Origin of the sequence: Nocardia sp. JMUB6875, assembly GCF_041154655.1 — a bacterium.
Lineage (GTDB): Bacteria > Actinomycetota > Actinomycetes > Mycobacteriales > Mycobacteriaceae > Nocardia.
This window is the reverse complement of the sequence record NZ_BAAFGR010000061.1, coordinates 16425-42049: the sequence shown is the minus strand read 5'-3', so window position 1 is coordinate 42049 and position 25625 is coordinate 16425. Positions and strand designations below refer to the sequence as shown.

Genomic DNA, 25625 nt, shown 5'->3' with positions numbered 1-25625 from the left:
CGTCTGGCCCCCACCCCAGACCTACCGCGAGGCCCGCCGCACAGCAGAGTCGATCCTCCCCGGCGTCCACTACCGCCGCCACCTCCTATGGCGCTACTCCTTGATCTGGACCAAGCCGAATCCGGCCGCGCCCCAGAGCTAGTCGCCAAGCCTGTTACAGGACATCGAACGGGATGGTCGCCTCCACAGGTTCATCGAGCCGGCTAGCGCGCACGTTGTTGGCTGCGGCGCGGTGGGCGGCCGTGCCAGCGGCGGTAGGCGTGGCTGAAGGCGGCGGTGTCGGAGTAGCCGAGGCGGCGGGACACCGCTTCGACGGTGAGACCTTGGGCGAGGAGTTCCTCGGCGAGAAGTTGGCGGGTCTGGTCGACAACCGCGCGGAAGGTCGTGCCTTCCTCGGCCAGGCGGCGGTGCAGGGTCCGCTCCGACACTGCCAGTTCGCGAGCCATTTCGGTCAAGGTCGGCATATCGGCGGGGTTCCGCAGCAACCGATGCCGTACCTGGGCGGCCGCGCCGGTGAAGCGGGCGCGTTCGTCGAGGAGGGTCTCGCACTGGTGGACGCACTGGGCGGCGGTGTCAGGGTCCGGGGCCGGGGTGGCGCGGTCGAGGAACACGCTCGGAATGGTGAAAGCGTTTCGGGACGCGCCGAATTCGATTGTTATGTCGATGCCGTACGGCCCGACCAGGGCTCGGGCGGCGGTGAGGTAGTCGGCTTCCTCGGTATCGGTCAGTTCGAGCCGGACCGGTTCGGTCATGGCCTCGACAAGTTCCAGCACCACGGGTGAGAGCAGCAGCGATGCCGCACGGAAGCCTGAGACCAGGTCGCGGACCAGGAGGAACGGGCGCACGTCGGCGGGTACATCGCCGTCACCGACCTCCACCAGCAGGCCGGCCGCGGATTCGGTGAAGGTCACGTCGAAGAAGTCGGAGGTCAGTTCGACGAATCGGGCGAGCAGGCCGAGCGCCTCGCGCACGGTCGCGCTGGAAAGCATGGCGTATCCGAGGATTCCGGTGCTGGTCAGTGAATACCGCAGACCGGTCTCGAGGCCGAGCAGGCGCGGGTCCTCGGCCCCGGACAGCAGATTCCGGATGACGCGCAGTTCCTGTCGGGGCAGCACCACCGCGCCCGGCGGCTCGAGGTCGGCGGGCCGCAGGCCGGTTCCGGCCAGTAGGTCGGCCGTGGACAGTCCGTGTGCGTGCCCGGTGTCGAGCAGATATCGCGTCGACACCGCCGGACGCGCGATTTCCCACCGCGATGGCCGCACCGGGTCCCCCATGTGGCGAAAGCTAACAAGAACCGGTCGGGTTGTCACCTGTCCGCTCGAATCCCCGCTCCCTACCGTCGAATTCAGGACTTCGAGGAGAGGGGAACCCATGACCACCGCAGCGATTCCATTCGACCCCGCCCGCGCCGAGCGTATCGGCCGAGCACGCCGACGTGTGCCGGAGGACGCGGTGGATCGGGTGGTCCGGGGGATGTTCCGGACCGACACCGTGATCGATGCGGTCGTCGAGGATTTCGCGAATCTCGGCCCCGGCACCGGCTGGCGGCTCCTCGGCGAGGCCCTGCGCCATCGTGATCCGTGCCCGCCCGGCGCGCCGGACTCGCTCCGAGACCTCTTGACCCCCTTGATGAATCCTCCGGACTGGTTCGATCCGATCCAGATCCGGCGCGGCGCGGAGTTGTGGTGGCGTTTCGCTCCGGCCGTCATCATCGGGATGGGTGGAACCCTGATGACGGCCTATCGTTTCGGCGACCTCAACAAACCGCAGGCCATGAACTCCCGTTCGGAGACCATGGCAGCCCGCCGCTACGAGGAGACCTCCCGCTGGGTCCTGGCCGCCACCGAGCCTGGCAGGCTGGTCCCCGGCGGCACCGGTTTCGACGCCACCATCCGAATCCGCTTCGTACACGCCATGGTTCGTCGCCACCTGCGCAAGAGCGGCGCCTGGCGACGCGACGCCTGGGGTGAACCCATCCACACCACCGGCATGGCCGTCACCGCGCACGCCTTCCTGCTCATGCCGCTGGCGCTGTACGAGCTGTTCGACATGCCCCTGAGTTCAGAGGAACTCGAAGCCATCCGCCAATTGTGGTGCTGGATCGGCTGTCTCATGGGCGTCCCCCATGATCTGCTTGCCCACTCGATCGACGATGCCGAAAACATCAGCCGCGCCGCCACCGTCATCTTCGCGCCACCCGACGCCGACACCGCCACCCTCACCCGAGCCCTGCTCCGCGGCGGCCTCCGCCCCGAACGCATACTCCCGCAGCCTCTTCGGCGCGCGACCGCCCCGATCCTGCGTCCCCCGATCTCGACCCTCGTCTGGGGCACCACCGGCCGCACCGTCACCGCCTACTCCGACCCCGACGGCACCCCACCCCGCAACCACCCGCTCATCCTGTCGCTCCGTCAGCTGGCCCGAGTCCGGGAACTACTGCGCCGCAACGGCCGCCTCGGCGCCGACGAGCACATCGCCACCACTCAGCGCCGCGTCCTTTCCTCCGCCCTCGACGCCATGCGGGCCGCGCCCGCGCCACTCGATCCCGCCCGTGCTGTCACCGCCAAGCGCTGAAAACGGGGAAGGCCCCGAGTCGGAATCGACTCGGGGCCTTGCCTTGTGACTGATGATCAGTGATCGGTTGGGACGTTCGATCAGTGATCGGACTGGGTGCCCTTGGCGGCGTTCTGGGCCGATTCGAGGGCGCGCAGCATGTCGTGTTCTTCCTCGTGGGCGAGGGCGACGTTCTGCTCCTGCTCCGACGCGGGGTCGGCGCGGAGGAACGAACCCGTGCCGGGCTTGCCGGCGGAGCCCAGCTTGGACATCTTCTTGGGCACCGGGGCGCCCTGGTACTCCAGCGGGATCGGGTGGCCGTGCGAATCGACCGGGCCGAGGGGCTGGTGGACCTCGATGTACTCACCGTGCGGAAGGCGCTTGATGACACCGGTTTCGATGCCGTGCTCGAGCACCGCGCGGTCGCTGCGCTGCAGGCCGATGCAGAACCGGTAGGCCGCGAAGTACGCGATCGGCGGGGCCACCAGCAGCGCGATGCGGAAGAACCACGTGGTCGCGTTCAGCGAGATGTCGAACTTCAGCGAGATGATGTCGTTGACACACGCCAGCGTCAGCACCATGTAGAACGCGATGGCCATCGAACCGATGGCGGTGCGGACCGGCACGTCGCGCGGACGCTGCAGCAGGTTGTGGCGGGCGGTGTCGCCGGTGAGGCGCTTCTCGATCCACGGGTAGGCGATCAGCACGGTGAACACCAGGCCCATGATGAGCGCGACCCAGAACGGCGCCGGGACCGTGTAGCGGCCCAGGTACAGCTCCCACGGCGGCATGAGACGCGCCATGCCGTCGGTCCACATCATGTAGAAGTCCGGCTGCGAACCCGCGGAGACCTGAGACGGGTTGTAGGGGCCCAGGTTCCAGATCGGGTTGATCTGGAAGACGCCACCCATGATCGCGACGATGCCGAGGGTGAAGGCGAAGAACGCGCCCTGGTCGGCGGCGAACACCGGGATGATGCGGGCGCCGACGACGTTCTTCTCGGTGCGGCCCGGTCCGGGGAACTGGGTGTGCTTCTGGTACCAGACCAGCGCCACGTGGGCGGCGATCAGGGCCAGGATGATGCCCGGCAGCAGCAGCACGTGCGCGATGTAGAGGCGCGGAATGATGATGGTGCCCGGGAAGTCACCGCCGAAGATCAGCCAGTGCATCCAGGTGCCGATGACCGGCACGCCCATGGTGATACCACCGAAGGCGGCGCGCAGACCGGTGCCGGAGAGCAGGTCGTCCGGGATCGAGTAGCCGAAGAAGCCCTCGAACATGGCCAGGATCAGCAGCAGCGAGCCGATCACCCAGTTCGCCTCACGCGGCTTGCGGAACGCGCCGGTGAAGAAGATGCGGAACAGGTGGATGATGATCGACGACGCGAAAAGCAGTGCGGCCCAGTGGTGCACCTGGCGCACGAACAGACCGCCGCGCACCTCGAAGGAGATGTTCAGCGCGGTCTCGTAGGCCCGCGACATGGTGACACCGCGCAGGGGCTGGTAGGCGCCCTGGTAGACGGTCTCCGACATGGACGGGTCGAAGTACAGCGTCAGGTAGACACCCGACAGCAGCAGGATGATGAACGCGTACAGCGCGATCTCACCCAGCAGGAACGACCAGTGGGTCGGGAAGACCTTGTTGATCGATCGCTTGGCGAACGCGGCCAGGTGGTAGCGCTCGTCCATTTCGTTGGCCTGTACGGCCGCTTTGCTCGGGCTCATGAACGACGCTCCCAGTAGGCCGGGCCGAGGGGCTCGATGAAGTCGTGCTGGGCGACCAGGTAGCCATCGGCGTTGACGGTGATCGGCAGCTGCGGCAGCGCACGCGCGGCCGGACCGAAGACCGGCTTACCCCATTCGGTCGCGGAGAACTGCGACTGGTGGCAGGGGCACAGGATTCGGTTGGTCTGCTGCTCGAACAGCGAGGTCGGGCAGCCGAGGTGGGTGCAGATCTTCGAGTAGGCGAAGTAGTCGCCGTAGTTGAAGCTCTCCTGGCCCTTGCGCTTGATGGCGTGCTCGGCGTCGTGGGTACGCAGGCGAATCAGCATGACCGCGTTGCGGATACCGCGCAGCGACTCGAGCGTCTTGTGCTCGTCACCGCGCCAGGATTCCTTCCACGGGAAGACGGTCTCCATGGCGCCCGCGTCCAGATCCTCCGGCTTGACCAGGACGATGTCCTCGGGACGGCCGGTGTCGCGGCGCAGGAAGACGGTCTCGCCCGGGTAGTCCGGGGTCCAGCCCGAGACCCACAGCGGCGACTTGTCGCCCTTGGCCCACGGGTTCTTGATCATGCCGCCGACGAAGACCAGCAGCGCGCCCACACCCAGCAGGCCGGCGCCCAGGCCCGCGGTGCGGGTGATGAGCTTGCGGCGGCCCAGGGTGGAGGTCTCCGCGGCGTCCTGCAGCTGCGCGACCAGGGTGCGGCGGTTGACCTCCGAGGACGCGCCGTCGTGGCGGTCCTGGATGGAGATCTCGGCCGGGATGAAGTGCTTGCGGATCAGCACGACCGCGATGCCGACGGCCAGCACGGCGATGCCGAGGGTGAGGCCGTACAGCGGGGTGGTCAGCGTGTACTGGGTGTTCCCGTCCTGGTGACGACCCTTGTACTCCCAGGGCCAGAACAGGTAGATGCCGATGAGCGCGGCGCCCGCGAGTGCGGAGATGCCGAACCACATGGCCACCTTGCGCTCGGCGCGCTTCTCGGCCCGGGTGCCCTCGACCGGCCAGCGGGGGGCGCGGTAGGCGACGTCGACGCCGTCGAGCTCGGTACCGAGCTTGACCAGCTCGTCACGCGACATGGCGTCGAGCTGCTCGTCCGTGGGTTCGGTGGGGTTCTCCCCCATGCTGTTTCGCTCCTGTTCACTCATGACCGGGAACCGATCCACATCGCGGAACCAACGAGGGCCACGATGCCGACAACCCAGATCGCGAGACCCTCGGTCGCGGGACCGAAGCCGCCGAGGCCGTAGCCGCCCTCGGACTTGGTCTCCATGCGGTCCTTGATGTACGCGACGATGTCCTTCTTCTCGTCCGGCGTCAGCTGCCGGTCGGAGAACTTGGGCATGTTCTGCGGGCCGGTGAGCATGGCCAGGTAGATCTGCTGCTCGCTGGCCTCTTCCAGCGGGGGCGCGAACTTGCCGGACGACAGCGCGCCACCCTTGCCGGTGAAGTTGTGGCAGGACGCGCAGTTCATGCGGAACAGCTCGCCGCCGCGGCCGAGGTCGCGGTCCTCGATGATCGACTCCTGCGCGATCTCACCGTTGCTGTCGCGCACGACGGTCGGGCCGCCGCCCTGGGACTGGACGTACGCGCCGAGCGCGTCGGTCTGGTGCGCGTCGAACTTCGGGGGCTTGCGCTGGATCTGCGCCTCGTTGCGGGCCGCGGGCATGCGGCCGGAGGAGACCTGGAAGTAGACCGCGGCCTCACCGACGCCGATCAGGCTGGGGCCGCGATCGGCGACGCCCTGCAGGTTGGCACCGTGGCAGGTGACGCAGGAGGTGTCGTAGATCTGCTTGCCCTCGCGGATCAGCGCGGACTGGTCCTCGTGCGCGGTCGCGACCTGAGCCTGCGGGGTCAGGGCCGACGCCGCGAAGCCGGCTCCGACGAGGCCCATCAGGAGGACCAGACCGCCGACCAGCTTGCGCCGGGTGCGGCGCTGCTTGCGGATCTTGGTGGCCTGGCCGATCCCCTCGGGATCTGGCGCTGACGGGGGAGATGAACTCATCTGTGTCCCTTTGGAGTAGACGGAACCGACTTGTACAAGTTTTTGGCTGCCGACGCGGGGCTGCCGCACCGGCCGTGTCCGGTGTTAGCGGACGAAGTAGATCGTCGCGAACAGGGCGATCCAGACGATGTCGACGAAGTGCCAGTAGTACGACACGACGATCGCCGCGGTGGCCTGGGCCGGGGTGAACTTGCTGAGCTTGGTGCGCACCAGCAGGAAGATGAACGCGATGAGACCGCCGATGACGTGCAGACCGTGGAAGCCGGTGGTGATGTAGAACACCGAGCCGTACACCGAGCTGGAGATCGAGGTGCCCTCTTCGACCAGCGCGTGGTACTCGGTGCCCTGACCGCCGACGAAGAACGCGCCCATCAGGAAGGTCAGCACGTACCAGCGGCGCAGGCCGAACACGTCACCGCGCTCGGCGGCGAAGACGCCCATCTGGCAGGTGAAGGAGGACGCGACCAGCACCAGGGTGACCGGCACGGCCAGCTTGAGATTCAGCTCGGTCGGCTCCGGCGGCCAGTTTCCGTGGGCCTGCGCGCGAGCAACGAAGTACATGGCGAACAGGCCGGCGAAGAACATCAGCTCGCTCGACAGCCAGATGATGGTACCGACGCTGACCATGTTGGGCCGGTTCAGCGAATGCACACGCTGGGTAATGGCCGATCCTGGGGTCCCTACTGCGGTCGTCACGCCGGTAAGTATGACTTGTCGTAGTACGACAGGCGTAGCGGGGTACGAAAGTTCGTCGTACGTGTCGTAAAGCCCAGGGCGAGCGAGCGTCTCGCGGGGCCTCTCGGCGTGTCACGGTGGAGCCTAGATTGCGCAGGTAAGAGGAAGCTGAGCCATGCTGAGAGGGTCTTATGAGTGTCAAATCGTGGTGGCGCAAGCTGCTCGGCCGGAGTGCGGCAACGGAACTGGATCCGGCGCGCCCGGATCTGGTGGTGGTCGCGTCGAGTTTCGATGACGCGGAGGCCTGTTCGGCGGCACTCGGCAAGGCCTTGGACTGGACTCCCGACCAACCCGTGGTGCTCCGCCATCATCTGAGGGTGCCCGCCGACCGGGTGAATGCGGTACAAGTCATGACCGAGCAGCTCGGCTATAACACTGCCTCCGTCGATGATTCGGACCCCGCGAAGCTGGTTGTGCAGCGAGTGCAGGTTCTCGACGCCCTGCACTGCTCCCAGGAGCGTTCCCGGATGGCCGCGATCGCCCACCGGCACGACGGCACGGTCCTGGGCTGGGATGCCCTGCAGCCCGCCGCCGGTCCGGGCAATAAGAACTAGCCCCGCGCATTAGGCTTGCCCCCATGAGTGCGCGCAGCTGGCGAGAAGTTCTCGGCATCCTCACCGACGGCAACGACCTGTCCTCGGACGAGGCCGCGTGGGCGATGAACGAGATCTTCACCGATAACGCCACCTCCGCGCAGATCGCGGCCTTCGGCGTGGCCCTGAAGATGAAGGGCCCGACCCCGACCGAGCTCAATGGCCTGGCCAGCGGGATGCTCGCGCACGCGCGCCGGGTCGAGCACGAGGGTGGCGCGATCGATATCGTCGGCACCGGTGGCGACCGCTCCGGCAGCGTGAACATCTCCACCATGTCCTCGATCGTGGTGGCGGCCACCGGGATTCCGGTGATCAAGCACGGCAACCGGGCGGCGACCTCCAAGAGCGGCGGCGCGGACACCCTCGAGGCGCTCGGCGTGAAGATCGCGCTGGGGCCGGAATCGGTGGCCGAGTGCGTGCGCCAGACCGGCATCGGATTCTGCTTCGCGCCGGTGTTCCATCCCTCGCTGCGGTACGCGGGCCCGGCCCGCAGTGAGATCGGCATTCCGACGGTCTTCAATATCCTGGGCCCGCTGACCAATCCGGCCCAGCCCTCCTCGGGCCTGATCGGCTGCGCGTTCGCGGATCTGGTGCCGGTGATCGCGGGCGTGTTCGCCGCGCGCGGCACCTCGGCGCTGGTGGTGCGCGGCAATGACGGCCTGGACGAGATCACCACCGCCGACACCACCGACGTCTGGGTGGTCGCGGGCGGCCTGCAGCACGAAACCACCATCGACCCAACCGAACTCGGCATCGAGCGGGTGGATCCGTCGGCGTTGAAGGGCGGCGACGCGGAGATGAACGCGGTGATCGCCCGCAATATGTTCGCCGGTGATCCGGGCCCGGTGCGCGACGCGGTGCTGCTGAATTCGGCGGCCGCGCTGGTGGCCTACGACCTGCGCCCCGAGGAGGTCGAGTTCGACCTGCACGCCAAGCTGGCGGTGGCGTTGAAGCGGGTCGCCGAGACCGTGGATTCCGGTGCGGCGGCCGCGCTCCTGGACCGCTGGGTCACCGTCTCCAACGAGCTCGGGTCGAACTAGCCTTTCGTTGCCTGGATGAAGTCGCGCATGGCGTCGAAACTCTTGACGCCGGGCGCGAGTTCGACCGAGCTGGAGACGTCGACGCCGTAGGGCCGGTGCGCCTCGATGACGCCCGCGACATTGTCCGTACTGAGGCCACCGGCCAGCACCAACTTGCCCGGCACCTGGTCGAGCCAGTCGGGGAATTCGGCGAAGACGCCGGATCCGGCGCTGGCGTCGTAGAAGAAGTACTCGTAGGTCTGTTCGGGCGCGGGCTGGACGGCCGAGCAGTAGGCGAGGTTCGGCAGGTCGGTCCAGTTGTAGAGCTGGATGACGTCGAAATCGTCGATCACGTCGGCTATTTCGGCCTTTTCCAGCGCGACGGCGAAGCTGCGGATCTTCCCGCGCGCGTACGCGGCCAGCTCCCGTGCCCGCGCGGGTTCGACGTACCGCTTGCTCTTGGTCGTGCCCATCACGCCGATGGCGGAGTAGCCGAGTTCGACGGCCCAGTCGATCTGTTCCTCGGTGGTCAAACCGCAGACCTTCACGAACATGGCTGTCCTCCTGGCTTCCTCCGAGTGTCCTGAGAGTCAGGGCCACTCAGCTGTGTGTTTGCGACTGGGATGGTCACGGCGGCGTTACAGTTTCGTCATGCGATACGGCGTGGTGCTACCCGGCCTGGTGGTCGTGTTCCTGGGCATCGGCATCCCGGTGAGCGCGGCGCACTGGGCCCGCACGGAGACGTCCCAGACCGGCGCTCTGATCGTGGACGGCCGCAATTACGGCAACCCCGACGATTGCCTGACCCTCCGCAAAGTGCCGCGCCGGCTCACCATCGACAACGGCACCGCGTCGCCGGTCCGGGTGTACCTGTTCCCCGGCTGCAAGGGCGGCGTCACGCACACCATCGAGCCCGGTCATACGGGCTCGGCTCTCGGCGCGTCGGTCCTGACCCACTGACCGGGGCGGTCTCTCGGGGGTCGGCTATTCGCCGATCGAGAATCCGGCTTCCACATCGGCGCGCGCGTACGACTTGAACGCGATGTGGGTCGCGGTGCGCAGCACGCCCGGCGTCTTGTTGATGCGCCCGGTCACCACCTCGGCGATCTCCTCGTGGTCGCGCACCTTCACCACGGCGATCAGGTCCACGTCCCCCGCGCACGAGTAGACCTCGGCGACACCCTTGATGTCGGCCAGCTCCTCCGCGGTCTCGGGAATTCGATCGACCTCGGCGGAGATCAGCACAATCGCGGTAATCATGCGCCCAACTCTAGTCAGCGCGGGACCACCGGCCCAGGATTCCCCCCGAGCCCGGGGGATCCGGTCCGAGATTCCGGGGCCGGATTTATCAGATTTTCGAAAGTGCGTCTAGAACCTGTTCCAATCGGGGTAGCGTCTCCCCCCAAGATCGGCGCGGGTTTCGCACGGCTGGTGGGGCAGCAGGTGCCTGCGGGTGATCGTCCAGGGGAGTGACGAAGAGCCGCAAGGAGGTTCGATGTCGACGGCTGAGATCGATGATCGGTCGGATGCCACGGAATTGTCCGGGGCACAGGTACTACGACGGAATTTCGGCGAGACGGTGCTGTCGAGCCTGGGGACCTTGGGCCGCTCACTGCGCATGGCGGCGAACGCGATTCGAATCGGCGGCGCGGATCTGACCCGCATGCGCTTCCCGGTGCACGAAACGCTCACGCAGGCCTGGTTTCTCATTCGGGTCACCGCGATACCCAGTGTGCTGATGGCGATTCCGTTCGGCGTCATCGTCTCGGCGCAGGTCGGCAATATCGTCTCGCAGCTGGGCGCGGATTCCATGATCGGCGCGGCCGGCGGGCTCGGCGTCATCAAACAGGGCGCGCCGCTGGCCACCGCCATGCTGCTGGGCGGGGCCGGGGCGGCCGCGATCGCCGCGGATCTGGGGGCGCGCACCATACGCGAGGAGGTCGACGCCATGCGGGTGATGGGCGTGGATCCGGTGCAGCGCCTGGTGGTTCCGCGCATCGCCGCCATGATGCTGGTCGCGCCGCTGCTGAACGTGCTGATCATCTTCATCGGCATCGCCTCCGGTTTCGCGGTGGCGGTGACGGCGCTCGGGGTGACGCCGGGGTCGTACTGGCAGTCGTTCGGCTCGTTCACCATGCCGATCGACATCTGGGTGTCGCTGATCAAATCGGTGATCTTCGGATTCCTGGTGGTGGTCATCGCCTGTCAGCGCGGGCTGGAGGCCAAGGGCGGCCCGCGCGGGGTGGCGGACGGCGTGAACGCCGCGGTGGTGATGTCGGTGGCCTCGGTGACGGTGTTGAACACGGCGATCACGCAGGTGGTCACCATGTTCATCCCGGTTCGGATGGCGTGATGGCGGCCCCCTACCTCCCGCCCGGCCTGGGCTGGACCCGTCGCCTGCGGCCGCTGGGTCCGATCGAGAACCTGGGATTCGTCATAGGTTTCGCGTGGCAGGTGCTGTCCTCGGTGCCCTACACCGTGGTTCATTACCGCCGCCAGACCGCGGCGGTGATCACGGATATGACCTGGGGTCGCGGTTCGGTGATCATCGGCGGCGGCGTGGTGCCGCTCATGCTGCTGATGGGTGCGGCCATGGGCGCCTCCATCGGCATCGAGGCGTTCAGCGCGCTGAATCTGCTGTCGCTGGGCCAGCTCAGCGGTTTGATCTCGGCGTTCGGTGTGACCCGGGAACTGGCCCCGATCGCGGCGGGTATCGGGTTCGCCGCGCAGGCGGGGTGCCGGATGACCGCGGAGATCGGTTCCATGCGCATCTCCGAGGAGATCGACGCCCTGGAGTCGCTGGGCATCCGGTCGGTGCCGTTCGTGGTCACCACCCGGGTGATCGCCGGAATCATCGCGGTGGCACCGGCTTTCGTGGTGGCGCTGATCCTGAGCTACGCCTCCTGCGAGCTGATCGTGACCACCGTGCACGGCACCCCGTCGGGCACCTACAACCACTATTTCGATCAGTTCGTCGTCGGCTGGGATGTGGTGGCCGCGACCATCAAGGTGATGCTGTTCGCGGTGGCGGTGGTCCTGATCCACTGCTATCAGGGCTTTTTCGCCACCGGCGGTCCCGAGGGCGTGGGCATCGGGTCGGGCCGGGCGATTCGCGCCAGCCTGGTCGCGATCATCGCGCTGGACATGCTGGCCACCATCGTGCTGTGGGGCTTCCGCTCCCCGATCTCGTTCACGGGGTGATGACGTGCCCGAATACTCCCTGCCCGGAACCGAAGTGGGCCCGCGCCGCGCGCGTGTGCTCGGCGTGTGCGCGCTGGTGCTGTCGCTGTTGACCGTGGTCGGCTGGCGCGCCTGGCCCGAGAACCCTCCCCCGGATCAGCTGCACGTCGCTTTGCTGGTCGGCCGGGTCGGCGCGGGCGTCGCGCCCGGCACCGATGTGCGCCTGGACGGCGTGCGGGTCGGCACGGTCACCGCCATCGAATCCTCCGGTCCCGGGCGTCAGCGGATGACTTTGGAGCTCAGCGGTTCTCGGCTGTTCGGCCTGACCGACGCGCTGGCGCTGGATTACGCTCCCGGCAACCTGTTCGGGATCAGCTCGGTCGAATTGCGTTCGGGCGCGGGCGGCTCGGCGCTGGTCAATGGCACGACCGTGGACCTCACCGGCGATTCCGGCCGGGTCCGCGACGCCACCCTGGCCACGCTGCTGAAGTCGACCGGCACCCTCAGCGACAAGGTCCTGACACCCGAACTGGTCGAGCTGCTGCGCCGATTCGCCCATGATCTCGACGGTTTCGTCCCGCTGCTGCAGGCCATCGGCGCGACGGCCCGCTCCTTCGCCGAGACCCAGCAGCTGCCGCCGTCGCTGCTGTTCGACCGATACGGGTCCGCGCTGACCGGACTGCCGCCCATGCTGACCGGCGGCCTGGCGGTGCTGTGGGCGTCCTACGCCAACGAGCATCTGAAGACCGACGAGCAGGTGCAGAACTACGGCTCGATGTTCGACCGGATAACCAGCGAACTGTTGCCGGTGGCCACCGCCATGCTCGGCACCTCGCAGCAGCATTTCCAGGGCCTGATGCCCATGGGCAGTCTGATCCTGGATCGGATCAGCGCCTCGGTGAGCACGCCCGAGCGCTCCGCGCAGCAGCTCACCGACCTGCTCACCCGCCTGGGCGCGGCCTTCCACGACGGGCCCGACGGGCCGGTCCTCGATGTGTCGGTCGAGTTGGTTCCCGCCCTGGCGCAACCGCTTTCGGCCCAGCTCGGACAGCCGACCGGGGAGGGACAGCGATGAGAACCCCCGCCCTGCTGCTGCGCGTCGGCACCGCCGTCGCGGTCATGACGCTGGTGCTGATCGGCGTGTTCCGCGTGGTAGAGCGCCCGGTGAGCGGTGAAACCGACACCTATACAGCACTTTTCACCGATGCCAACGGGGTACGGACCGGTGACGATGTGCGCCTGTACGGGGTCCAGGTCGGCAAGGTCGAGACGGTGGGGCTGTCGGGCAATCTGGCCCGGGTGCGGTTCACCGTCAGCCGCGATCATCCGGTCTTCGCCAATACCAAGATCGCGGTCCGCTTCCAGAACCTCACCGGTTTCCGCTATCTGGATCTGGAACAGCCCGCCCAGCCCGAGGGCCGCCGCTCCCCCGCAGCCGTCTTCACCACCGCGGAAACCGTTCCCGCCTTCGACATCACGACGCTGTTCAAGGGTCTGCAGCCGGTGCTGGCGCAGATGGAGCCCGATGACCTCAACCTGTTCGCTACCTCGATGCTCGCGGTCATCCAAGGTGACGGCACCGGTCTGGGTCCGGCGCTGGGCGGTATCGAGAAGCTCAGCCGCTACGCCTCCGACCGCCAAGCGGTGCTGTCCACCCTGGTCGCGAATCTGTCCCAGATCTCCGACCACATGGGCGGCAGGTCGAACAACGCCATCAAGCTGCTCACCAATATGACCGACCTGTTCGTCACCATCAGTGACAAGCTGCCGGGTCTGATCACCTTCTCCGCCACCATTCCGCCGGTGCTGCAACCGCTTCGGGATCTGCTCACCACGCTCGGCGTCACCGGGGCCCGCGACCGCGACCTGGACACCGTCCTGAAGCAGGCGTTCCCGGACCCGCAGCAGGCGGTGGCCGTCTTCGGTGAACTGCCGGGCCTGATCCAGGCCATGACCGCCGCAGTGCCGCGCACCGGGCCCGACGCCGAACTCACCTGCTCGCACGGCCCGGCCACCGCGCCCGAGCCGCTGCGCCTGCTCACCGCCGGACAGAGGATCACGCTGTGCCAGAACTGAGATGGTGGAGGCAGAGGACCGGCCACCCCGAACCACGTGACGACATCCGCTGGGGTATAGCCGGATTGGCCGTCGTCGTACTCCTGGTCATCGCCATCGGCGCGGTATACGCCACCGGAACCACCCCCGAACACACCTACCGCGCCGATCTCTCCCAGGCCGGAACGATCCGCACGGGCGACGACGTGCGAGTCGCCGGGATACCCGTCGGCAAGGTGAAATCGCTGACCCTGCTGGCGGATCGGGTCCGCATGGAGTTCAGCGTCGACGCCGATACCTTCGTCGGCGATCAGAGCACCCTCGATGTGCGCATGCTGACCGTGGTCGGCGGCTACTACCTGGCGCTCTCCCCCGCCGGCTCGAAACCCCTGGGCGACACGGTGATTCCGCAGGATCGGGTGCTGCTGCCCTACAGCCTCACCCGCGCCTTCCAGGACGCCATCGACCCGGTCGCCAAGATCGACGGCGGCATGCTGCGCCAGGACATGGCGGCGGTGTCCCAATCGGTCACCGGCAGCCCGGAATCGGTGCGCGCGGTGCTGCGCGCGGCCGGTGATCTGGTCGGCATCCTGGACAAGCAGAACGCCGACATCTCGCGGACCATGTCCATGTCCGACGAGTACCTCTCGGCGCTCAATGCGAATTCCGATGTGCTGGCCACGCTGATGAACACCTTCGGCACCCTCGAGGAGCTCATCCGCAACAACAAGGTGGTGGTGTCGCAGGCGCTGCGCGACATGGCCGTCGTGGCCACCGATTTCACCCCGCTGGGCCGGGCCTGGGACAACGGCCTGAAGGATCGCGCGCAACCCCTGGCCGATGCCATCCCGAAGCTGAGCGAACTCGGCGAACGGCTGGGCACGCTGCTGGATTCGATCCGCGGCCTGCAACAGCGGCTGCAACCGCTACTGCCCGCGGGCGGCGGGGTGAGCGTCGATCAGTCGGGCGTGACCGTGCCGGTCGTCTCGGTGTGCGTGCCCGTGCCCGGAGGGGGGTGCTGAATGTTCAAGCGAGTATTGGGCTCTCGCGGCTTCATGTCGATCACGGTGGTGCTGACGTTGGTGCTGGCGGCCGGGATCGGCCTGCGCCTGAGCAAGCCCGAGCCGCCGACGCGCGGCTATTGCGCCGAGATGCCCGACACCATCGGCCTGTACAAGGGCAGTGCCGTCGCCATTCTCGGCATTCCGGTCGGCCGCGTCACCGAGATCAGCCCGCACGGCCCTACCGCCCTGGTGCGCTTCACCGTCCGCGCCGACCGCAAGCTGCCGCCCGATGTCGGCGCGGTGACGGTCAGCGACACCCTCGTCTCCGACCGCACCCTCACCCTGATCGGGGCCGAACCGACCGGCGCGGCCTGGGATCCGGGCACCTGTATCACCAAAACCCTGACGCCCAAGAGCCTTACGCAGACCTTCGCCGCGCTCACCGCCCTGGTCGACGGCTTGAACGGCAGCGGGGACGCCGGTCAGCGCACCGCGCTCGCCAATGGCCTGGACTCGCTCGACGCCGCGACCAGCGGCACCGGCGACGAGATCAACGGCCTGATCCAGCAGCTGTCCAAGGCGCTCGCCGCGCCCGACGCCGCGGTCGGCCATCTGGGCAGGCTGTTGGACGCGCTCACCGAGCTCGCCCATCGCGCCCGCAATGGCTGGCCGCACCTGCAGGAGGTGTCCGTCGGTCTGCCGCAGGCCTTCACCGATATCGTCAACCTGGCCTTCCCGCCGATCATCGAGCTGGTGGCGGCGCTGACCAATGTGCTGCCGCAGGCCAATGACGCCATCATGATGCTGGCCGCGCCGGCGCTGAAGAAGATCGATGCCGCGAACCTCGCGAAGCTGATCGCCGCGGGGGTGGGTTCGCTCACCCAGGTGATCGGCATGACCCCGGCCGTGGCCACCGGTTTCGCCACCGCGCTCGACCCGGACACCGGGCAGTTCACGATCGGGTACGCGCCGCCGAAACTCGCACTCGCACAGTCCGATTCCGATGCGCTGTGCGCGGCGGTCCAAACCCTCACGGGGACGGGCTGCCAGGCGAACGGCGGTGTCGTCACCGTGCCCGCGGTGCCCGCGCTGCTGGCGGCGGTGAGCGCGCGATGAAGACCTGGCGGCGTGCCGGAGTGCACGTGATCACCTGTCTCACCCTGCTTTTCGCCGCCACCGCCTGCGATATGCAGCCCGGCGACATCCCCGTCCCCGGCTCGGGCGTCTCGGGACCCACCTACACCCTGCACATCGAATTCGCCGATGTGCTCAACCTGCCGCAGGGCGCCAAGGTGCTCGCCGACGGTGTGCGGGTCGGCCAGCTGACCCACGTGACGCTGGTGGACGCGGTGCCCGCCAGCGGTGACCGGCCCGCCAAGTCCGGATACGCCATCGCCGATGTCGCCGTGCGCACCTCGGTGCGGCTGCCGGTGGGCACCACCGCCGAACTGCGCCAGGACACACTGCTCGGCGATGTCCACATCGCGCTGACCGAACCGGCGAATTCCGCTGCGGCGCAATTGCAACCGGGCGCGACCATCCGGCTGGCCGACACCGCCCGCTCGCCCTCGATCGAGGATGTGCTGGCCGGGTTATCGACGTTCATCGGCAGCGGCGCGGTCGCCGACTTCCAGGACATCGTGCGCAAGATGAACGGGGTGATGCCGCGCGATCCGGCCGACACCGCGCGCATCGCCGGGGTGCTGGGGGCCGACTTCACCGATCTGGGCGACCATCTCGCCTCGGTCGACGCCCTGCTCGACGGCCTGCGGGCCACGGTGGACGAGGGCCTGACCAAGAACGAGCCCATGCTCGACGGCCTGCTCACCCCCTACGGCGTCCAGCACACCACCGACGCCATCAACGCCGAGATCGGCGTCATCTTCGTGCTCACCGCCCTCGGTCCGCTGGGTCCGGCCGCCTCCTGGCTGGGTCCGCTGGTCGGTTCCCTGGACGGCGCGGCGCGCGCCTTGGTGCCCATGCTGTTCGGCAGCCATCCGCTCGACAGCGATTCGCCGTCGAACATGAAGCTGCTCACCGATCTCATTCAGAACAAGCTGATTCCGTTCGCCGAACGCGGACCCAAGGTGAACCTGGTCGGGGTGAATGTCGCGGGCCTGCCCCCGGCGACCCTGTCGGCGGCCGACCGCACCGACCGCATCGTCGACACCCTGCGCATGATCGGAGCGGTGCGATGAATACGCGTACGCTGCTGTCGTTCTCGGCCATCGCGGCGGTGCTGCTGCTGGGCATCTCCTATATGACCATCGGCGTCCTGCACCTCGATCCCCGGCGCGGCTACTTCACCGCCGAACTGCGCCTGGACAATTCGGGTGGACTCGGGGTGAATTCGCCGATCCTGCTGACCGGCATCCAGATCGGCCGCGCCGAGGCGGTGGACAAGCAGGCGCGCGGGGTGCGGGTGCGGTTGCGCATCGACGACCGCTACCGGGTTCCGATCGCCAGCGAGGTGCGCATCGAACAGCTCTCGGCGCTGGGCGAGCCGTATCTGGAGTTCGCGCCGCAGTCGGCGGCGGGGCCGTATCTGGCTGACGGCCAGGTGATTTCGGCCGACCGGGTGCATGCTCCGACCACCGTCACCGATCTCGCGGCGCGGGTGGTGGATCTGCTGAACCAGCTGCATCCGGAGTCGATCGGCCACCTGGTCGGCACCTTCGACCGTGCCCTGGCGGGCACCGATCAGGCCGTGGCGGTGCTGCAACGCTCCACCGATCTGCTGGCCGCCACCCTGCTCAGCCGCACCGCCGCCATCCGGCAGCTTTTCACCGACCTGCAGGCGATGGGCGGCAATATCGACTGGCTCGGGCCGTCCCTCGCCGCCGCGGGGCCGCCGCTCGGGCAGTTCGGCGTCACCCTCAACGACATCGTCGCCAATGGCGCCGCCCTGGCCGAAAGCCGGCCGGTGGACTCGTATTTCACCGGCGACGGCCTGGTGCCGTTCCTGAAGTCGCTGGATGCCCTGATCGCGCAGATCGGTCCCAGCCTGGCTCCGCTGGGGCCCGCCCTGGATCCCGTGGTGCGCGACGCGCTGCGGCGCACCCCCGCCCTCGATATCAGCGCGCTCATCGACCAGGCCCTGCGCGGGGTCGGCGACGACGGCGCGGTGCATTTCCGGATCGGACTCAAATAGCCGCCACCCCAGCCGATTCGGCGAAAGGACAGACATGACCTCCACCATCGAACCGACCGCGAAGTCCCCGGAAAAGTCGCCCGAAACCGCGAAACCCACACTGACTGTGTCGATTCGGCTCTCGACCATCCTGGTCGCGGCCGCCATCACCGCCCTGCTGGCGGTGTCGATCACCTTCGGCGTGCTCTACGCCTCGGCCTCGTCGAAACTGTCGGACCGCGAGGCGACCGCCGCCGCCGACCGGCACGCCGAACAGATCGCCACCGACTACGCCCTCGGCGCGTCCACCATCGACTACCACGATGTGAAGGGCTGGCTCGGCCGCCTGCAGGCGGGCACCACACCCCAGCTGTCGGCCAAATTCGATGCCACCGCACCGCAACTCGAACGGATCCTGTTGCCATTGCAGTGGACCTCCAAGGCCACTCCGCTGTCGGCGGCGGTGACCTCCGAGGCGGGCGGCATCTACAAGGTCAACGCCTACCTGAACGTCACCTCCACGAGCGCGCAGACGCCGGACGGCAGCCAGAGCACCGTCACCTACTCGATGACCATCGACCGCAATTCCGGGTGGAAGATCACCGAGGTGGGCGGGTTGCAGAACGCGCTGCCCACCAAGTAGCCGGGGTTCGCGGTCTCAGTCGGGGATCGAATCGGTGTGATCGAGCGGGCCGCCGAGGAGGTCGGCGGCGGTGCGGTGGATCTTGGCCAGGGCCGACATGAGGTGTTCCCGCTCGTCGTCGGTGAGGTCGGCGGTGAGCTTGTCCGACAATGCCTTCCGGTCCGCCTCGACGGGCTCACGTAGCTCGCGGCCGCGGTCGGTGAGCCAGAGCCGCACCAGCCGATTGTCGCGCTCGTCGCGGCGGCGGGTGAGCAGACCCGCGGCGGCCATGCGGGTGGCCATCTTCACAACGGTCGGGGTGGTGACGTCCAGCGCGGCGGCCATCTCCCCCGGCGTGCGCCCGTCGCTCTCCCACAGCACGGCCAGCACATGGTTCTGGCCGAGATGCAGGCCGTGGCGGCGCATATCGCGATCGGCCAAGGCGCGCAGGGCTTTCGACGTGCGGCCGTGCAGATCCAAGAAGTCGGACACCGAGCCTCCGAGGGTGCGCGAACGGGTATTGACCACCAATCGTTAGCCGTCTAACGTTTTTCGGTAGACGGCTAACGATCTGGAGATCCCATGCTACTGCTCACCGGTGCGACCGGAAACATCGGCCGCGAACTCACCCGCCTCCTCGACGCGAACGGCACCGAATTCCGCGCCCTCGTCCGCGATTCCACCCGCGCGGCCACCCTGCCCGCCCACGCCCGGCCATTCCTCGGCGACCTCGATGACCCGGCCGCCCTCGACCGCGCCATGACCGGCGTATCGGCCCTGTTCCTCCTGGCCCCCGGCATCGGCATGGACCACACCCGCAATGCACTGAAAGCGGCCGAGCGCGCGGGCGTCGGCCACATCGTGCTGATCTCCTCGGCCCACGTCCTCGTTGATCCCCTGCCCGCCATGGGCAGCTGGCATCACGAACGCGAAGAACTGCTGCGCGCCACCGGAATTCCCCACACAATCCTCCGCCCGGGCGGCTACATGTCCAACGCCCTGGAATGGATCCCGACCATCCGCGCGGGCGACCCGATCCTCGACCCCTCCGGCCCCGGCCGCTACGCCCCGATCGACCCGGCTGACATCGCCGCAGTAGCCGCCCGCTGCCTGACCCACCTCGGCCACGAAAACACGGCCTACCACCTGACCGGCCCCGAACTCCTCACCTGCGCAGACCAAGTCGCGATCCTCTCCCGAATCCTCCAGCGCCCCCTGAAGATCCGAGAAACCGCCACCCCCGAGGAGGCGGTAGCCGCCCGCTACCCGAACGGCGCTCCCCCACGCCTGGCCGAAGCCATCCTCGAAGGCTTCACCCTCATGCGCACCGACGCCGTCGCCACCCGCACCAGCACGGTTGCCGACCTACTCGGCCGCCCGGCAAGAAGTTTCGCCACCTGGTGCAAATCCCACCGCGACGCCTTCCTCCCCTAACCCACCGCTGAGTGGCACACCAGCGAGGGGATTTGCCCGATTTCCCCTCACTGGTGTGCCACTCAGTGCGTCGCCGCTATCCCGCCGGAGCATCGGCGGGATAGCGGGCGGGTGTCACCACTGGCCGGGGACGTAGTCGCCGCCCTGGTTGCCGGCGATGACGTTCAGGCGGTTCCAGGCGTTGATGGTGGCGATCAGGGAGATGAGGGCGCCGATCTGGTTGTCGTCGTAGTGCTTGCGGACCTGGGCGAAGGTGTCCTCGGAGATGCCGGGCGACGCGTCGGCCAGGCGGGTGCCCTCCTCGGTCAACGCGAGAGCGGCGCGCTCGGCGTCGGTGAAGACGGTGGATTCCTTCCAGGCGGCGATCAGGGACAGGCGGACGGCGGTCTCGCCGGCCGCGGCGGCGTCCTTGACGTGCATGTCGAGGCACATGCCGCAGTGGTTGATCTGCGAGGCGCGGATCTTCACCAGTTCCTGGGTGGCCTTGGGCAGCGTGGACTCCTCGGCGACGCGGCCCGCGGTGTTGAGGCGCTTGACGAACTTGGCGGCGATCTCGTTCTCGAACATGTTGAAGCGGATCATCGTTCTCTCGATTCTGTGTGTTGGTTGGCTTCGTCAGGTTGACGACGCCGCCCGCACAGGTGTGACATCGCCTCGCATGTGACCCCGGTCACGGCGAAAACCCTCGGAGAGAGCCCTCGGTCCGCCGCCCCTATTTCTAGGATCTTGATTTCGCGAAACGGCCTACACCGGAGCGGATCCGGCGCGATCATGAATCTCGGAAGATTGTGAACCGACCGGTAGTCACATCCCGGCTACCTAGGGGGTTGCGATGCTCGACGCAGGCAGACATCGGAAAATCTCATCCAGCGGTCAGTGGCAGGGGGTCCGCCCGACCGTGCGACGCGGCCGGACCGGCCGACATCACCGCGCCGCCCCGAAACCCTTACGCACCAAGGCCTTACAGGCCCTCCTCCCCGGCGCCACGGTCATCGCCATGACCTGCCTCGCCGCCCCGGCACACGCGGACGCACCGCCGCGGCCGGTGCAGATCGATCCGCTGGAAGGCCTGTCCCAGGATGTGCTGGCCACCCTCGATACGCTGAAGACGCTGAACTTCACCGATGTCGATCTGAAGGGCATCGGCCTGCCCGGGATCGATCTGCCGGGTGTCAACCTGCCCGCGCTGTTCGCCCCGGACACCGCGATCGTGGTGCTCGGCTACGGCCTGACGCCCGAGGGCGAGATGCGCCCGGAACTCATGGCCCGCCTCTACGCCGGCTATGTCTCGGCGCTGCTCTCCCCGCAGGCGCCGGTCATCGTGACCGGCGGCAATCCGCAGAACGGGGTCACCGAGGCGGACGCCATGGCGGACTGGCTGGTCGAGCACGGTATCGATCGCGCCCGGATCCACGCCGAGACCAAGGCGAATTCGACGGTCCAGAACGCGGCCTTCTCGGCGCAGCTGATGGACGCGATCGGCGCGCACGCGGCGATCCTGATCACCTCGGCGGATCACATCGCCCGGGCGCTGACGAATTTCCACGCGGCCGGAATCGCGGTGGTGGCGACCATGACACCGGAGACCGCGCCGCTCTCGGCGGAGCCGTTCGGGCCACACGTCCAGTGAAACGCGAAGGCCCGCCGATCGATTCGATCGGCGGGCCTCGCGAATCCGCACTCAGGCCAGGTAGCGGGCAATGCTCTCCGCGACGCAGGCGGGCTTGTCCTGCCCCTCGATCTCGATGGTCACCGTCCGCACGGCCTGCACGCCGCCCGGGATATCGGTGATCGCGTCGAGGGTGAACCGGCCGCGAATGCGGCTGTCCACCAGCACCGGGTTGATGAAGCGAACCTTGTTGAGCCCGTAGTTGATTGCCATATTCGCCGCGCTGACGGTCATGACCTGCGCGGTCATGGGCACGACCAGCGACAGGGTGAGGAACCCGTGCGCGATGGTGCGGCCGTAGGGTCCGGCGGCGGCGCGGGCGGCGTCGACGTGGATCCACTGGTGGTCGTCGGTGGCGTCGGCGAAGGTGTCGATGCGCTTCTGGTCGACCGTGATCCAGTCGCTGACACCGAGTTCGGTGCCCACAGCCTTGCGCAGCTGCTCGAAATCGCTGAAATCGATCACGCGTAACGCTCCTTCAGTTCCCGCTTGAGAATCTTGTGGGTGGGCCCCATCGGCAGTTCGGTCACGAACTCGACCCGGCGCGGGTACTTGTACCGGGCCACATGCTCTTTGGCGTACTCGATGACCTCCTCGGCGGTCAAGGGCCCGGACGGCACCACCACCGCGAGGATCTCCTCGCCGTAGTTCTCGTCCGGCACACCGATAATCGCCACCTGGCCGATGTTCGGATGCCGCAGCAGCGCGGCCTCGACCTCGGTCGGGTACACGTTGAACCCGCCGCGGATGATCATCTCCTTGATCCGGTCCACGATGCGCAGGTACCCGCCCTCGTCCTTGATGCCGAGGTCGCCGGTGCGGAACCAGCCGTCCACCATGACTTCGGCGGTGGCGTCGGGTCGTCCGGTGTAGCCGCTGAACACATTGTGGCCGCGCACCACGACCTCGCCGATGGTGCCGACGGGCAGCAGTGAGATCCGTTCGCGGACATCGGGATCGGCGATCTCGACGTCCACGCCCCACACCGGGTGCCCGACGGTGCCGACCTCGGGGCCGAGCAGCGGTTGGTTCACCGTCGCGGTGGGCGAGGTTTCGGACAGCCCGTAGCCCTCGAGGATGTGGGAGCCGAAGACCTGCTCGAACTCCTCGATGATGACCGGCGGCATGGCCGCGCCGCCGCTGATGCACAGCCGCAGCTCGGGCAGCCGCTCCGCACCCTTGGCCGCCTCGAGCAGGCCGTGGTACATGGTCGGAACACCGTGGAAGGTGCTGACGTTCTCCTGCACCATCAGCCGAAGCGCCTGTGCCGCATCGAATCTCGGCATGAGCACCAGCGTCGCCCCGAGTCGCCAGTGCGAGTTCATCGACACCGTCTGCCCGAACACGTGGAACAGCGGCAGCGCGCCCAGGGCGATGTCCTCGCGCTTGACCTCGTTGGCGTCGAAGGCGTTCACGGTCGCGCACATCACCATATTGAGGTGGCTGAGCTCCGCACCCTTGGGCCGCCCGGTCGTGCCGCTGGTGTAGAAAACCACCGCGGTATCCAGCGGGCTGCGCGACACGTACGCCGGAATCGCTTCTCCGACCAGCTCTTTCGGGCTGACCGAGTCGATGCCGACCCGGGTGGCGGCCTCCTTGCCGACGGCCTCCACCATCGGATGGCAGATCATGAGCTTGGCCCCGCTGTCGCGCAACACGTACTCGGCCTCATCGGCGGTGAGCAGCAGATGCACCGGCACCACCGTCGCCCCCGCCGCCAGAATGGCGAAGTACGCGCGCGGGAAGTCGGCGGTATTGGGCCCCATGAGCGCGACCCGATCCCCGGGCCGCACGCCGAGTTCGATGAGCGCCCCGGCCTGTTCGCGGGCCTGCCGCCACAGGTCGCGGAAGGTGATGCGCTGGTCGCCCTCGATCAGGGCGAGGTGGTCGGGTCGCCGCCACGCCGGTTCGGCGAGGATGGAGGCCAGGGAGAGAGTCGCGTTCATTGAGACCTCTGGTTCGATGGGTGGGGCTAGAGACCCATGTTCTTGGCGATGATCATCTTCATGACTTCGCTGGTGCCGCCGTAGATGCGGTTGACGCGGTTGTCCGCGTACAGGCGGGCGATGGGGTACTCGTTTATGAAGCCGTAGCCGCCGTGCAGCTGCAGGCAGCGGTCGATGACGCGGTGGGCGACCTCGGTGCAGAACAGCTTGGCCGAGGCGGCGTCGGCGGGCGACAGAGTGCCTTCGTCGAGGGCCTCGAGGCCGCGGTCGACGACGGCCTCGGCGGCGTCCACCTCGGCCTGGCAGGCGGCCAGTTCGAACTTGGTGTTCTGGAAGGCCGCGACCGGCTGGCCGAAGACGTTGCGCTGCTGGGTGTACTCCTTGGCGAAGCGGATGGCGGCCTTGGCCTGCGCGTACGCGCCGACGGCGATGGACAGCCGCTCCTGCGGGAGGTTCTGGCCCAGGTAGGAGAAGCCCTTGTGCTCCTCGCCCAGCAGATCCTCGACCGGCACCATGACGTCGGTGAAGTTGAGTTCGGCGGTGTCGGAGACCTTGAGGCCCAGCTTGTCCAGCTTGCGGCCGACGGTGTAGCCCGGGGTCTTGGTGTCGACGGCGAACAGCGAGATGCCGTGGCGGCGATCGCCTTCGGTGGCCGGGGCGGTGCGGGCGCACACGATGACGCGGTCGGCGAGCACGCCGCCGGTGATGAAAGTCTTGGACCCGTTCAGCACGTAGTGCGTGCCGTCCTCGGAAAGCTTTGCGGTGGTGCGCATTCCGGCCAGGTCGGAGCCGGTGCCGGGCTCGGTCATGGCGATGGCGAACATCATCTCGCCGGAGACGAAGCCGGGCAGCCAGCGCTCCTTCTGCTCCTGGGTGGCCAGGTTGAGGATGTAGGGCAGGCACAGGCCGACGTGCACGCCGGAGCCGCCGAGCGAGACCGCGGCGCGGGCGCATTCCTCGATGAGAATGGCCTGGAACTTGAAGGATTCGATGCCCGCGCCGCCGAACTCCTCGGGGACCTCGATGCCGAAGACGCCGAGTTCGGCCAGCTTGTAATAGAAGTCGCGGGGTGCGATTCCGGCGGCGTACCACTCGTCGTAGACGGGGACGACCTCGGCTTCGAGGAAGGCCCGGACGGTCTCACGGAAGGCGTCGTGGTCTTTGTCGAAAACTGTTCTCTGCATGGTGAAGATCTCCGGGATTAGAGACGGCGTCCGCCGTCGACGTAGATGGTCTGACCGGTGACGAACGAAGCGTTCTCGGAGACCAGGAACGACACCACGTTCGCGATATCGGCGGGCTCGCCGACGCGGCGCAGCGGGGTGATCTTGGCGGCTTCGGCGCGGAACTCTTCCGGCGAGACGCCCACGCGGGCGGCGGTGGCATCGGTCATCTCGGTGACGATGAAGCCGGGCGCGACCGCGTTGACATTGATGCCGAACGGCCCCAATTCCATTGCGAGCGTGCGGGTCAGGCCCTGGATGCCCATCTTGGCGGCCGAGTAGTTGGCCTGCCCGCGGCTGCCGAGGGCGGACACGCTGGAGGTGTTCACGATCTTGCCGGACTTCTGCTTCACCATGTACTTCTGCGCCTCGCGCGAGCACAGGAACGTGCCCTTGAGGTGCACGTTCATGACCAGATCCCAGTCGTCGACCGACATCTTGAACAGCAGGTTGTCGCGCAGCACGCCAGCGTTGTTGACCAGCACGTCGACCGAACCCAGTTCGGACGCAATGCGTTCGAACGCGGCCGCGACCTGCGCCTCGTCGGTGACATTGCAGCCCACCGCGATCGCGGTGCCGCCCTTGGCGACGATCGCATCCACGGCGTCCTTGCAGGCCGCCTCGTCGAGATCGACGATGGCGACGGCGAATCCGTCGGCGGCCAGGCGGGCGGCGGTGCCCGCGCCGATGCCGCGGGCGGCTCCGGTCACTACGGCGACTTTCGACATGATGAATC

Annotated in this window: 28 protein-coding genes; 15 read left to right on the top strand and 13 right to left on the bottom strand. The window is 67.8% G+C overall.

The genetic code is table 11. The features are described 5' to 3' along the window. Positions 1-203: 203 nt before the first annotated feature. Complete coding sequence (locus ACAM49_RS17755) at positions 204-1274, bottom strand: AraC family transcriptional regulator ligand-binding domain-containing protein (protein WP_369636633.1); 1071 nt, start codon at positions 1272-1274, stop codon at positions 204-206. Positions 1275-1371: 97 nt separating this feature from the next. Between ACAM49_RS17755 and ACAM49_RS17750 the strand changes: the two genes are divergently transcribed. Further along, the gene (locus tag ACAM49_RS17750; RefSeq protein WP_369636632.1) at positions 1372-2574 is read left to right on the top strand and encodes an oxygenase MpaB family protein; all 1203 of its coding nucleotides are present in this window, start codon (positions 1372-1374) and stop codon (positions 2572-2574) included. Between the two features lie 80 nt (positions 2575-2654). Here ACAM49_RS17750 and ACAM49_RS17745 read toward each other — a convergent pair whose 3' ends face one another. From ACAM49_RS17745 to ACAM49_RS17730, 4 genes are all read right to left on the bottom strand, one after another. Further along, the gene (locus ACAM49_RS17745) at positions 2655-4277 is read right to left on the bottom strand and encodes a cytochrome bc complex cytochrome b subunit (RefSeq protein ID WP_369636631.1); all 1623 of its coding nucleotides are present in this window, start codon (positions 4275-4277) and stop codon (positions 2655-2657) included. Then, a complete protein-coding gene (locus ACAM49_RS17740) occupies positions 4274-5422 on the bottom strand; it encodes a ubiquinol-cytochrome c reductase iron-sulfur subunit (protein WP_369636630.1) in 1149 nt (382 codons plus the stop codon). The genes ACAM49_RS17745 and ACAM49_RS17740 overlap by 4 nt, the downstream gene beginning before the upstream one ends. Beyond that, the gene (locus ACAM49_RS17735; protein ID WP_369636629.1) at positions 5419-6279 is read right to left on the bottom strand and encodes a c-type cytochrome; all 861 of its coding nucleotides are present in this window, start codon (positions 6277-6279) and stop codon (positions 5419-5421) included. Before ACAM49_RS17735 ends, ACAM49_RS17740 begins: the two co-directional genes overlap by 4 nt. Positions 6280-6363: 84 nt before the next feature. After that, positions 6364-6975, bottom strand: coding sequence for a heme-copper oxidase subunit III (locus ACAM49_RS17730; RefSeq protein ID WP_369636628.1), 612 nt, complete (start codon positions 6973-6975; stop codon positions 6364-6366). 170 nt (positions 6976-7145) lie between these two features. Between ACAM49_RS17730 and ACAM49_RS17725 the strand changes: the two genes are divergently transcribed. Together ACAM49_RS17725 and trpD are read left to right on the top strand one after the other, a co-directional pair. Next, entirely contained in the window at positions 7146-7568 is a 423-nt protein-coding gene (locus ACAM49_RS17725; RefSeq protein WP_369636627.1) for a hypothetical protein, read from the top strand. Positions 7569-7591: 23 nt separating this feature from the next. Further along, positions 7592-8647 (top strand): anthranilate phosphoribosyltransferase, encoded by a 1056-nt coding sequence (gene trpD / locus ACAM49_RS17720; RefSeq protein ID WP_369636626.1) that lies wholly within the window; start codon positions 7592-7594, stop codon positions 8645-8647. Here trpD and ACAM49_RS17715 read toward each other — a convergent pair. Further along, positions 8644-9180: a hypothetical protein gene (locus ACAM49_RS17715; RefSeq protein WP_369636625.1), complete on the bottom strand. Its 537-nt coding sequence runs from the start codon at positions 9178-9180 to the stop codon at positions 8644-8646. The two genes, trpD and ACAM49_RS17715, sit on opposite strands and share 4 nt — an antisense overlap. A gap of 97 nt (positions 9181-9277) precedes the next feature. Between ACAM49_RS17715 and ACAM49_RS17710 the strand changes: the two genes are divergently transcribed. Beyond that, positions 9278-9586, top strand: a complete 309-nt coding sequence (locus ACAM49_RS17710; protein WP_369636624.1) for a hypothetical protein — start codon at positions 9278-9280, stop codon at positions 9584-9586. Between the two features lie 24 nt (positions 9587-9610). Here the strand turns inward: ACAM49_RS17710 and ACAM49_RS17705 are convergent, their stop codons facing one another. After that, on the bottom strand, positions 9611-9886 hold the full coding sequence (locus tag ACAM49_RS17705; RefSeq protein WP_369636623.1) for an Lrp/AsnC family transcriptional regulator: 276 nt from the start codon (positions 9884-9886) through the stop codon (positions 9611-9613). A gap of 235 nt (positions 9887-10121) precedes the next feature. On the opposite strand from ACAM49_RS17705, the gene ACAM49_RS17700 reads away from it, so the two are divergent. Genes ACAM49_RS17700 through ACAM49_RS17660 form a run of 9 tightly spaced genes read left to right on the top strand, consistent with a single transcriptional unit; the run spans position 10122 to position 18638 of the window. After that, on the top strand, positions 10122-10979 hold the full coding sequence (locus tag ACAM49_RS17700) for an MlaE family ABC transporter permease (RefSeq protein ID WP_369636622.1): 858 nt from the start codon (positions 10122-10124) through the stop codon (positions 10977-10979). Beyond that, entirely contained in the window at positions 10979-11827 is an 849-nt protein-coding gene (locus ACAM49_RS17695; protein WP_369636621.1) for an ABC transporter permease, read from the top strand. The genes ACAM49_RS17700 and ACAM49_RS17695 overlap by 1 nt, the downstream gene beginning before the upstream one ends. 4 nt (positions 11828-11831) lie before the next feature. Further along, positions 11832-12881, top strand: a complete 1050-nt coding sequence (locus tag ACAM49_RS17690) for a mammalian cell entry protein (protein WP_369636620.1) — start codon at positions 11832-11834, stop codon at positions 12879-12881. Continuing rightward, positions 12878-13882 (top strand): MlaD family protein, encoded by a 1005-nt coding sequence (locus ACAM49_RS17685; RefSeq protein ID WP_369636619.1) that lies wholly within the window; start codon positions 12878-12880, stop codon positions 13880-13882. Before ACAM49_RS17690 ends, ACAM49_RS17685 begins: the two co-directional genes overlap by 4 nt. Beyond that, positions 13870-14883: an MlaD family protein gene (locus ACAM49_RS17680; RefSeq protein ID WP_369636618.1), complete on the top strand. Its 1014-nt coding sequence runs from the start codon at positions 13870-13872 to the stop codon at positions 14881-14883. The genes ACAM49_RS17685 and ACAM49_RS17680 overlap by 13 nt, the downstream gene beginning before the upstream one ends. Then, the gene (locus ACAM49_RS17675; RefSeq protein WP_369636617.1) at positions 14884-15981 is read left to right on the top strand and encodes an MlaD family protein; all 1098 of its coding nucleotides are present in this window, start codon (positions 14884-14886) and stop codon (positions 15979-15981) included. Next, positions 15978-17063, top strand: coding sequence for an MlaD family protein (locus ACAM49_RS17670; RefSeq protein ID WP_369636616.1), 1086 nt, complete (start codon positions 15978-15980; stop codon positions 17061-17063). The genes ACAM49_RS17675 and ACAM49_RS17670 overlap by 4 nt, the downstream gene beginning before the upstream one ends. Then, a complete protein-coding gene (locus tag ACAM49_RS17665; RefSeq protein WP_369636615.1) occupies positions 17060-18016 on the top strand; it encodes an MlaD family protein in 957 nt (318 codons plus the stop codon). The genes ACAM49_RS17670 and ACAM49_RS17665 overlap by 4 nt, the downstream gene beginning before the upstream one ends. Positions 18017-18050: 34 nt before the next feature. Then, a complete protein-coding gene (locus ACAM49_RS17660) occupies positions 18051-18638 on the top strand; it encodes a hypothetical protein (RefSeq protein WP_369636614.1) in 588 nt (195 codons plus the stop codon). Positions 18639-18653: 15 nt separating this feature from the next. On the opposite strand, the gene ACAM49_RS17655 is transcribed toward ACAM49_RS17660, so the two are convergent. Next, complete coding sequence (locus tag ACAM49_RS17655; RefSeq protein ID WP_369636613.1) at positions 18654-19109, bottom strand: MarR family winged helix-turn-helix transcriptional regulator; 456 nt, start codon at positions 19107-19109, stop codon at positions 18654-18656. A gap of 90 nt (positions 19110-19199) precedes the next feature. Between ACAM49_RS17655 and ACAM49_RS17650 the strand changes: the two genes are divergently transcribed. Continuing rightward, positions 19200-20051: an NAD(P)H-binding protein gene (locus ACAM49_RS17650; RefSeq protein ID WP_369636612.1), complete on the top strand. Its 852-nt coding sequence runs from the start codon at positions 19200-19202 to the stop codon at positions 20049-20051. A 114-nt stretch (positions 20052-20165) separates the two neighbouring features. On the opposite strand, the gene ACAM49_RS17645 is transcribed toward ACAM49_RS17650, so the two are convergent. Further along, entirely contained in the window at positions 20166-20633 is a 468-nt protein-coding gene (locus tag ACAM49_RS17645; RefSeq protein ID WP_369636611.1) for a carboxymuconolactone decarboxylase family protein, read from the bottom strand. Positions 20634-21048: 415 nt separating this feature from the next. Here ACAM49_RS17645 and ACAM49_RS17640 point away from each other — a divergent pair, with 415 nt between their 5' ends. Continuing rightward, on the top strand, positions 21049-21681 hold the full coding sequence (locus tag ACAM49_RS17640; protein WP_369636610.1) for a YdcF family protein: 633 nt from the start codon (positions 21049-21051) through the stop codon (positions 21679-21681). A gap of 51 nt (positions 21682-21732) precedes the next feature. Here the strand turns inward: ACAM49_RS17640 and ACAM49_RS17635 are convergent, their stop codons facing one another. Genes ACAM49_RS17635 through fabG form a run of 4 tightly spaced genes read right to left on the bottom strand, consistent with a single transcriptional unit; the run spans position 21733 to position 25617 of the window. Beyond that, the gene (locus ACAM49_RS17635; protein WP_369636609.1) at positions 21733-22185 is read right to left on the bottom strand and encodes a MaoC family dehydratase; all 453 of its coding nucleotides are present in this window, start codon (positions 22183-22185) and stop codon (positions 21733-21735) included. After that, complete coding sequence (locus ACAM49_RS17630; RefSeq protein ID WP_369636608.1) at positions 22182-23666, bottom strand: long-chain fatty acid--CoA ligase; 1485 nt, start codon at positions 23664-23666, stop codon at positions 22182-22184. Before ACAM49_RS17630 ends, ACAM49_RS17635 begins: the two co-directional genes overlap by 4 nt. 26 nt (positions 23667-23692) lie before the next feature. Continuing rightward, positions 23693-24850 carry an acyl-CoA dehydrogenase family protein gene (locus ACAM49_RS17625; protein ID WP_369636607.1) on the bottom strand — a complete coding sequence of 386 codons (1158 nt, stop codon included), beginning with the start codon at positions 24848-24850 and terminating at the stop codon, positions 23693-23695. A 17-nt stretch (positions 24851-24867) separates the two neighbouring features. Beyond that, positions 24868-25617 carry a 3-oxoacyl-ACP reductase FabG gene (gene fabG / locus ACAM49_RS17620; RefSeq protein ID WP_369636606.1) on the bottom strand — a complete coding sequence of 250 codons (750 nt, stop codon included), beginning with the start codon at positions 25615-25617 and terminating at the stop codon, positions 24868-24870. Positions 25618-25625 lie beyond the last annotated feature (8 nt).

What these genes read in the sequence shown, in the direction of transcription:
- ACAM49_RS17715 (WP_369636625.1), bottom strand. Translation starts at nt 9,180, where the DNA reads ATGTTCGTGAAGGTCTGCGGTTTGACCACCGAGGAACAGATCGACTGG.
- ACAM49_RS17740 (WP_369636630.1), bottom strand. Translation starts at nt 5,422, where the DNA reads ATGAGTGAACAGGAGCGAAACAGCATGGGGGAGAACCCCACCGAACCC.
- ACAM49_RS17675 (WP_369636617.1), top strand. Translation starts at nt 14,884, where the DNA reads ATGTTCAAGCGAGTATTGGGCTCTCGCGGCTTCATGTCGATCACGGTG.
- ACAM49_RS17645 (WP_369636611.1), bottom strand. Translation starts at nt 20,633, where the DNA reads ATGATCCGCTTCAACATGTTCGAGAACGAGATCGCCGCCAAGTTCGTC.
- ACAM49_RS17755 (WP_369636633.1), bottom strand. Translation starts at nt 1,274, where the DNA reads ATGGGGGACCCGGTGCGGCCATCGCGGTGGGAAATCGCGCGTCCGGCG.
- ACAM49_RS17735 (WP_369636629.1), bottom strand. Translation starts at nt 6,279, where the DNA reads ATGAGTTCATCTCCCCCGTCAGCGCCAGATCCCGAGGGGATCGGCCAG.
- ACAM49_RS17695 (WP_369636621.1), top strand. Translation starts at nt 10,979, where the DNA reads ATGGCGGCCCCCTACCTCCCGCCCGGCCTGGGCTGGACCCGTCGCCTG.
- ACAM49_RS17640 (WP_369636610.1), top strand. Translation starts at nt 21,049, where the DNA reads ATGACCTGCCTCGCCGCCCCGGCACACGCGGACGCACCGCCGCGGCCG.
- ACAM49_RS17630 (WP_369636608.1), bottom strand. Translation starts at nt 23,666, where the DNA reads ATGAACGCGACTCTCTCCCTGGCCTCCATCCTCGCCGAACCGGCGTGG.
- ACAM49_RS17650 (WP_369636612.1), top strand. Translation starts at nt 19,200, where the DNA reads ATGCTACTGCTCACCGGTGCGACCGGAAACATCGGCCGCGAACTCACC.
- ACAM49_RS17705 (WP_369636623.1), bottom strand. Translation starts at nt 9,886, where the DNA reads ATGATTACCGCGATTGTGCTGATCTCCGCCGAGGTCGATCGAATTCCC.
- ACAM49_RS17725 (WP_369636627.1), top strand. Translation starts at nt 7,146, where the DNA reads ATGAGTGTCAAATCGTGGTGGCGCAAGCTGCTCGGCCGGAGTGCGGCA.
- ACAM49_RS17670 (WP_369636616.1), top strand. Translation starts at nt 15,978, where the DNA reads ATGAAGACCTGGCGGCGTGCCGGAGTGCACGTGATCACCTGTCTCACC.
- fabG (WP_369636606.1), bottom strand. Translation starts at nt 25,617, where the DNA reads ATGTCGAAAGTCGCCGTAGTGACCGGAGCCGCCCGCGGCATCGGCGCG.
- ACAM49_RS17625 (WP_369636607.1), bottom strand. Translation starts at nt 24,850, where the DNA reads ATGCAGAGAACAGTTTTCGACAAAGACCACGACGCCTTCCGTGAGACC.
- ACAM49_RS17700 (WP_369636622.1), top strand. Translation starts at nt 10,122, where the DNA reads ATGTCGACGGCTGAGATCGATGATCGGTCGGATGCCACGGAATTGTCC.
- ACAM49_RS17660 (WP_369636614.1), top strand. Translation starts at nt 18,051, where the DNA reads ATGACCTCCACCATCGAACCGACCGCGAAGTCCCCGGAAAAGTCGCCC.
- ACAM49_RS17665 (WP_369636615.1), top strand. Translation starts at nt 17,060, where the DNA reads ATGAATACGCGTACGCTGCTGTCGTTCTCGGCCATCGCGGCGGTGCTG.
- ACAM49_RS17750 (WP_369636632.1), top strand. Translation starts at nt 1,372, where the DNA reads ATGACCACCGCAGCGATTCCATTCGACCCCGCCCGCGCCGAGCGTATC.
- ACAM49_RS17710 (WP_369636624.1), top strand. Translation starts at nt 9,278, where the DNA reads ATGCGATACGGCGTGGTGCTACCCGGCCTGGTGGTCGTGTTCCTGGGC.
- ACAM49_RS17685 (WP_369636619.1), top strand. Translation starts at nt 12,878, where the DNA reads ATGAGAACCCCCGCCCTGCTGCTGCGCGTCGGCACCGCCGTCGCGGTC.
- trpD (WP_369636626.1), top strand. Translation starts at nt 7,592, where the DNA reads ATGAGTGCGCGCAGCTGGCGAGAAGTTCTCGGCATCCTCACCGACGGC.
- ACAM49_RS17745 (WP_369636631.1), bottom strand. Translation starts at nt 4,277, where the DNA reads ATGAGCCCGAGCAAAGCGGCCGTACAGGCCAACGAAATGGACGAGCGC.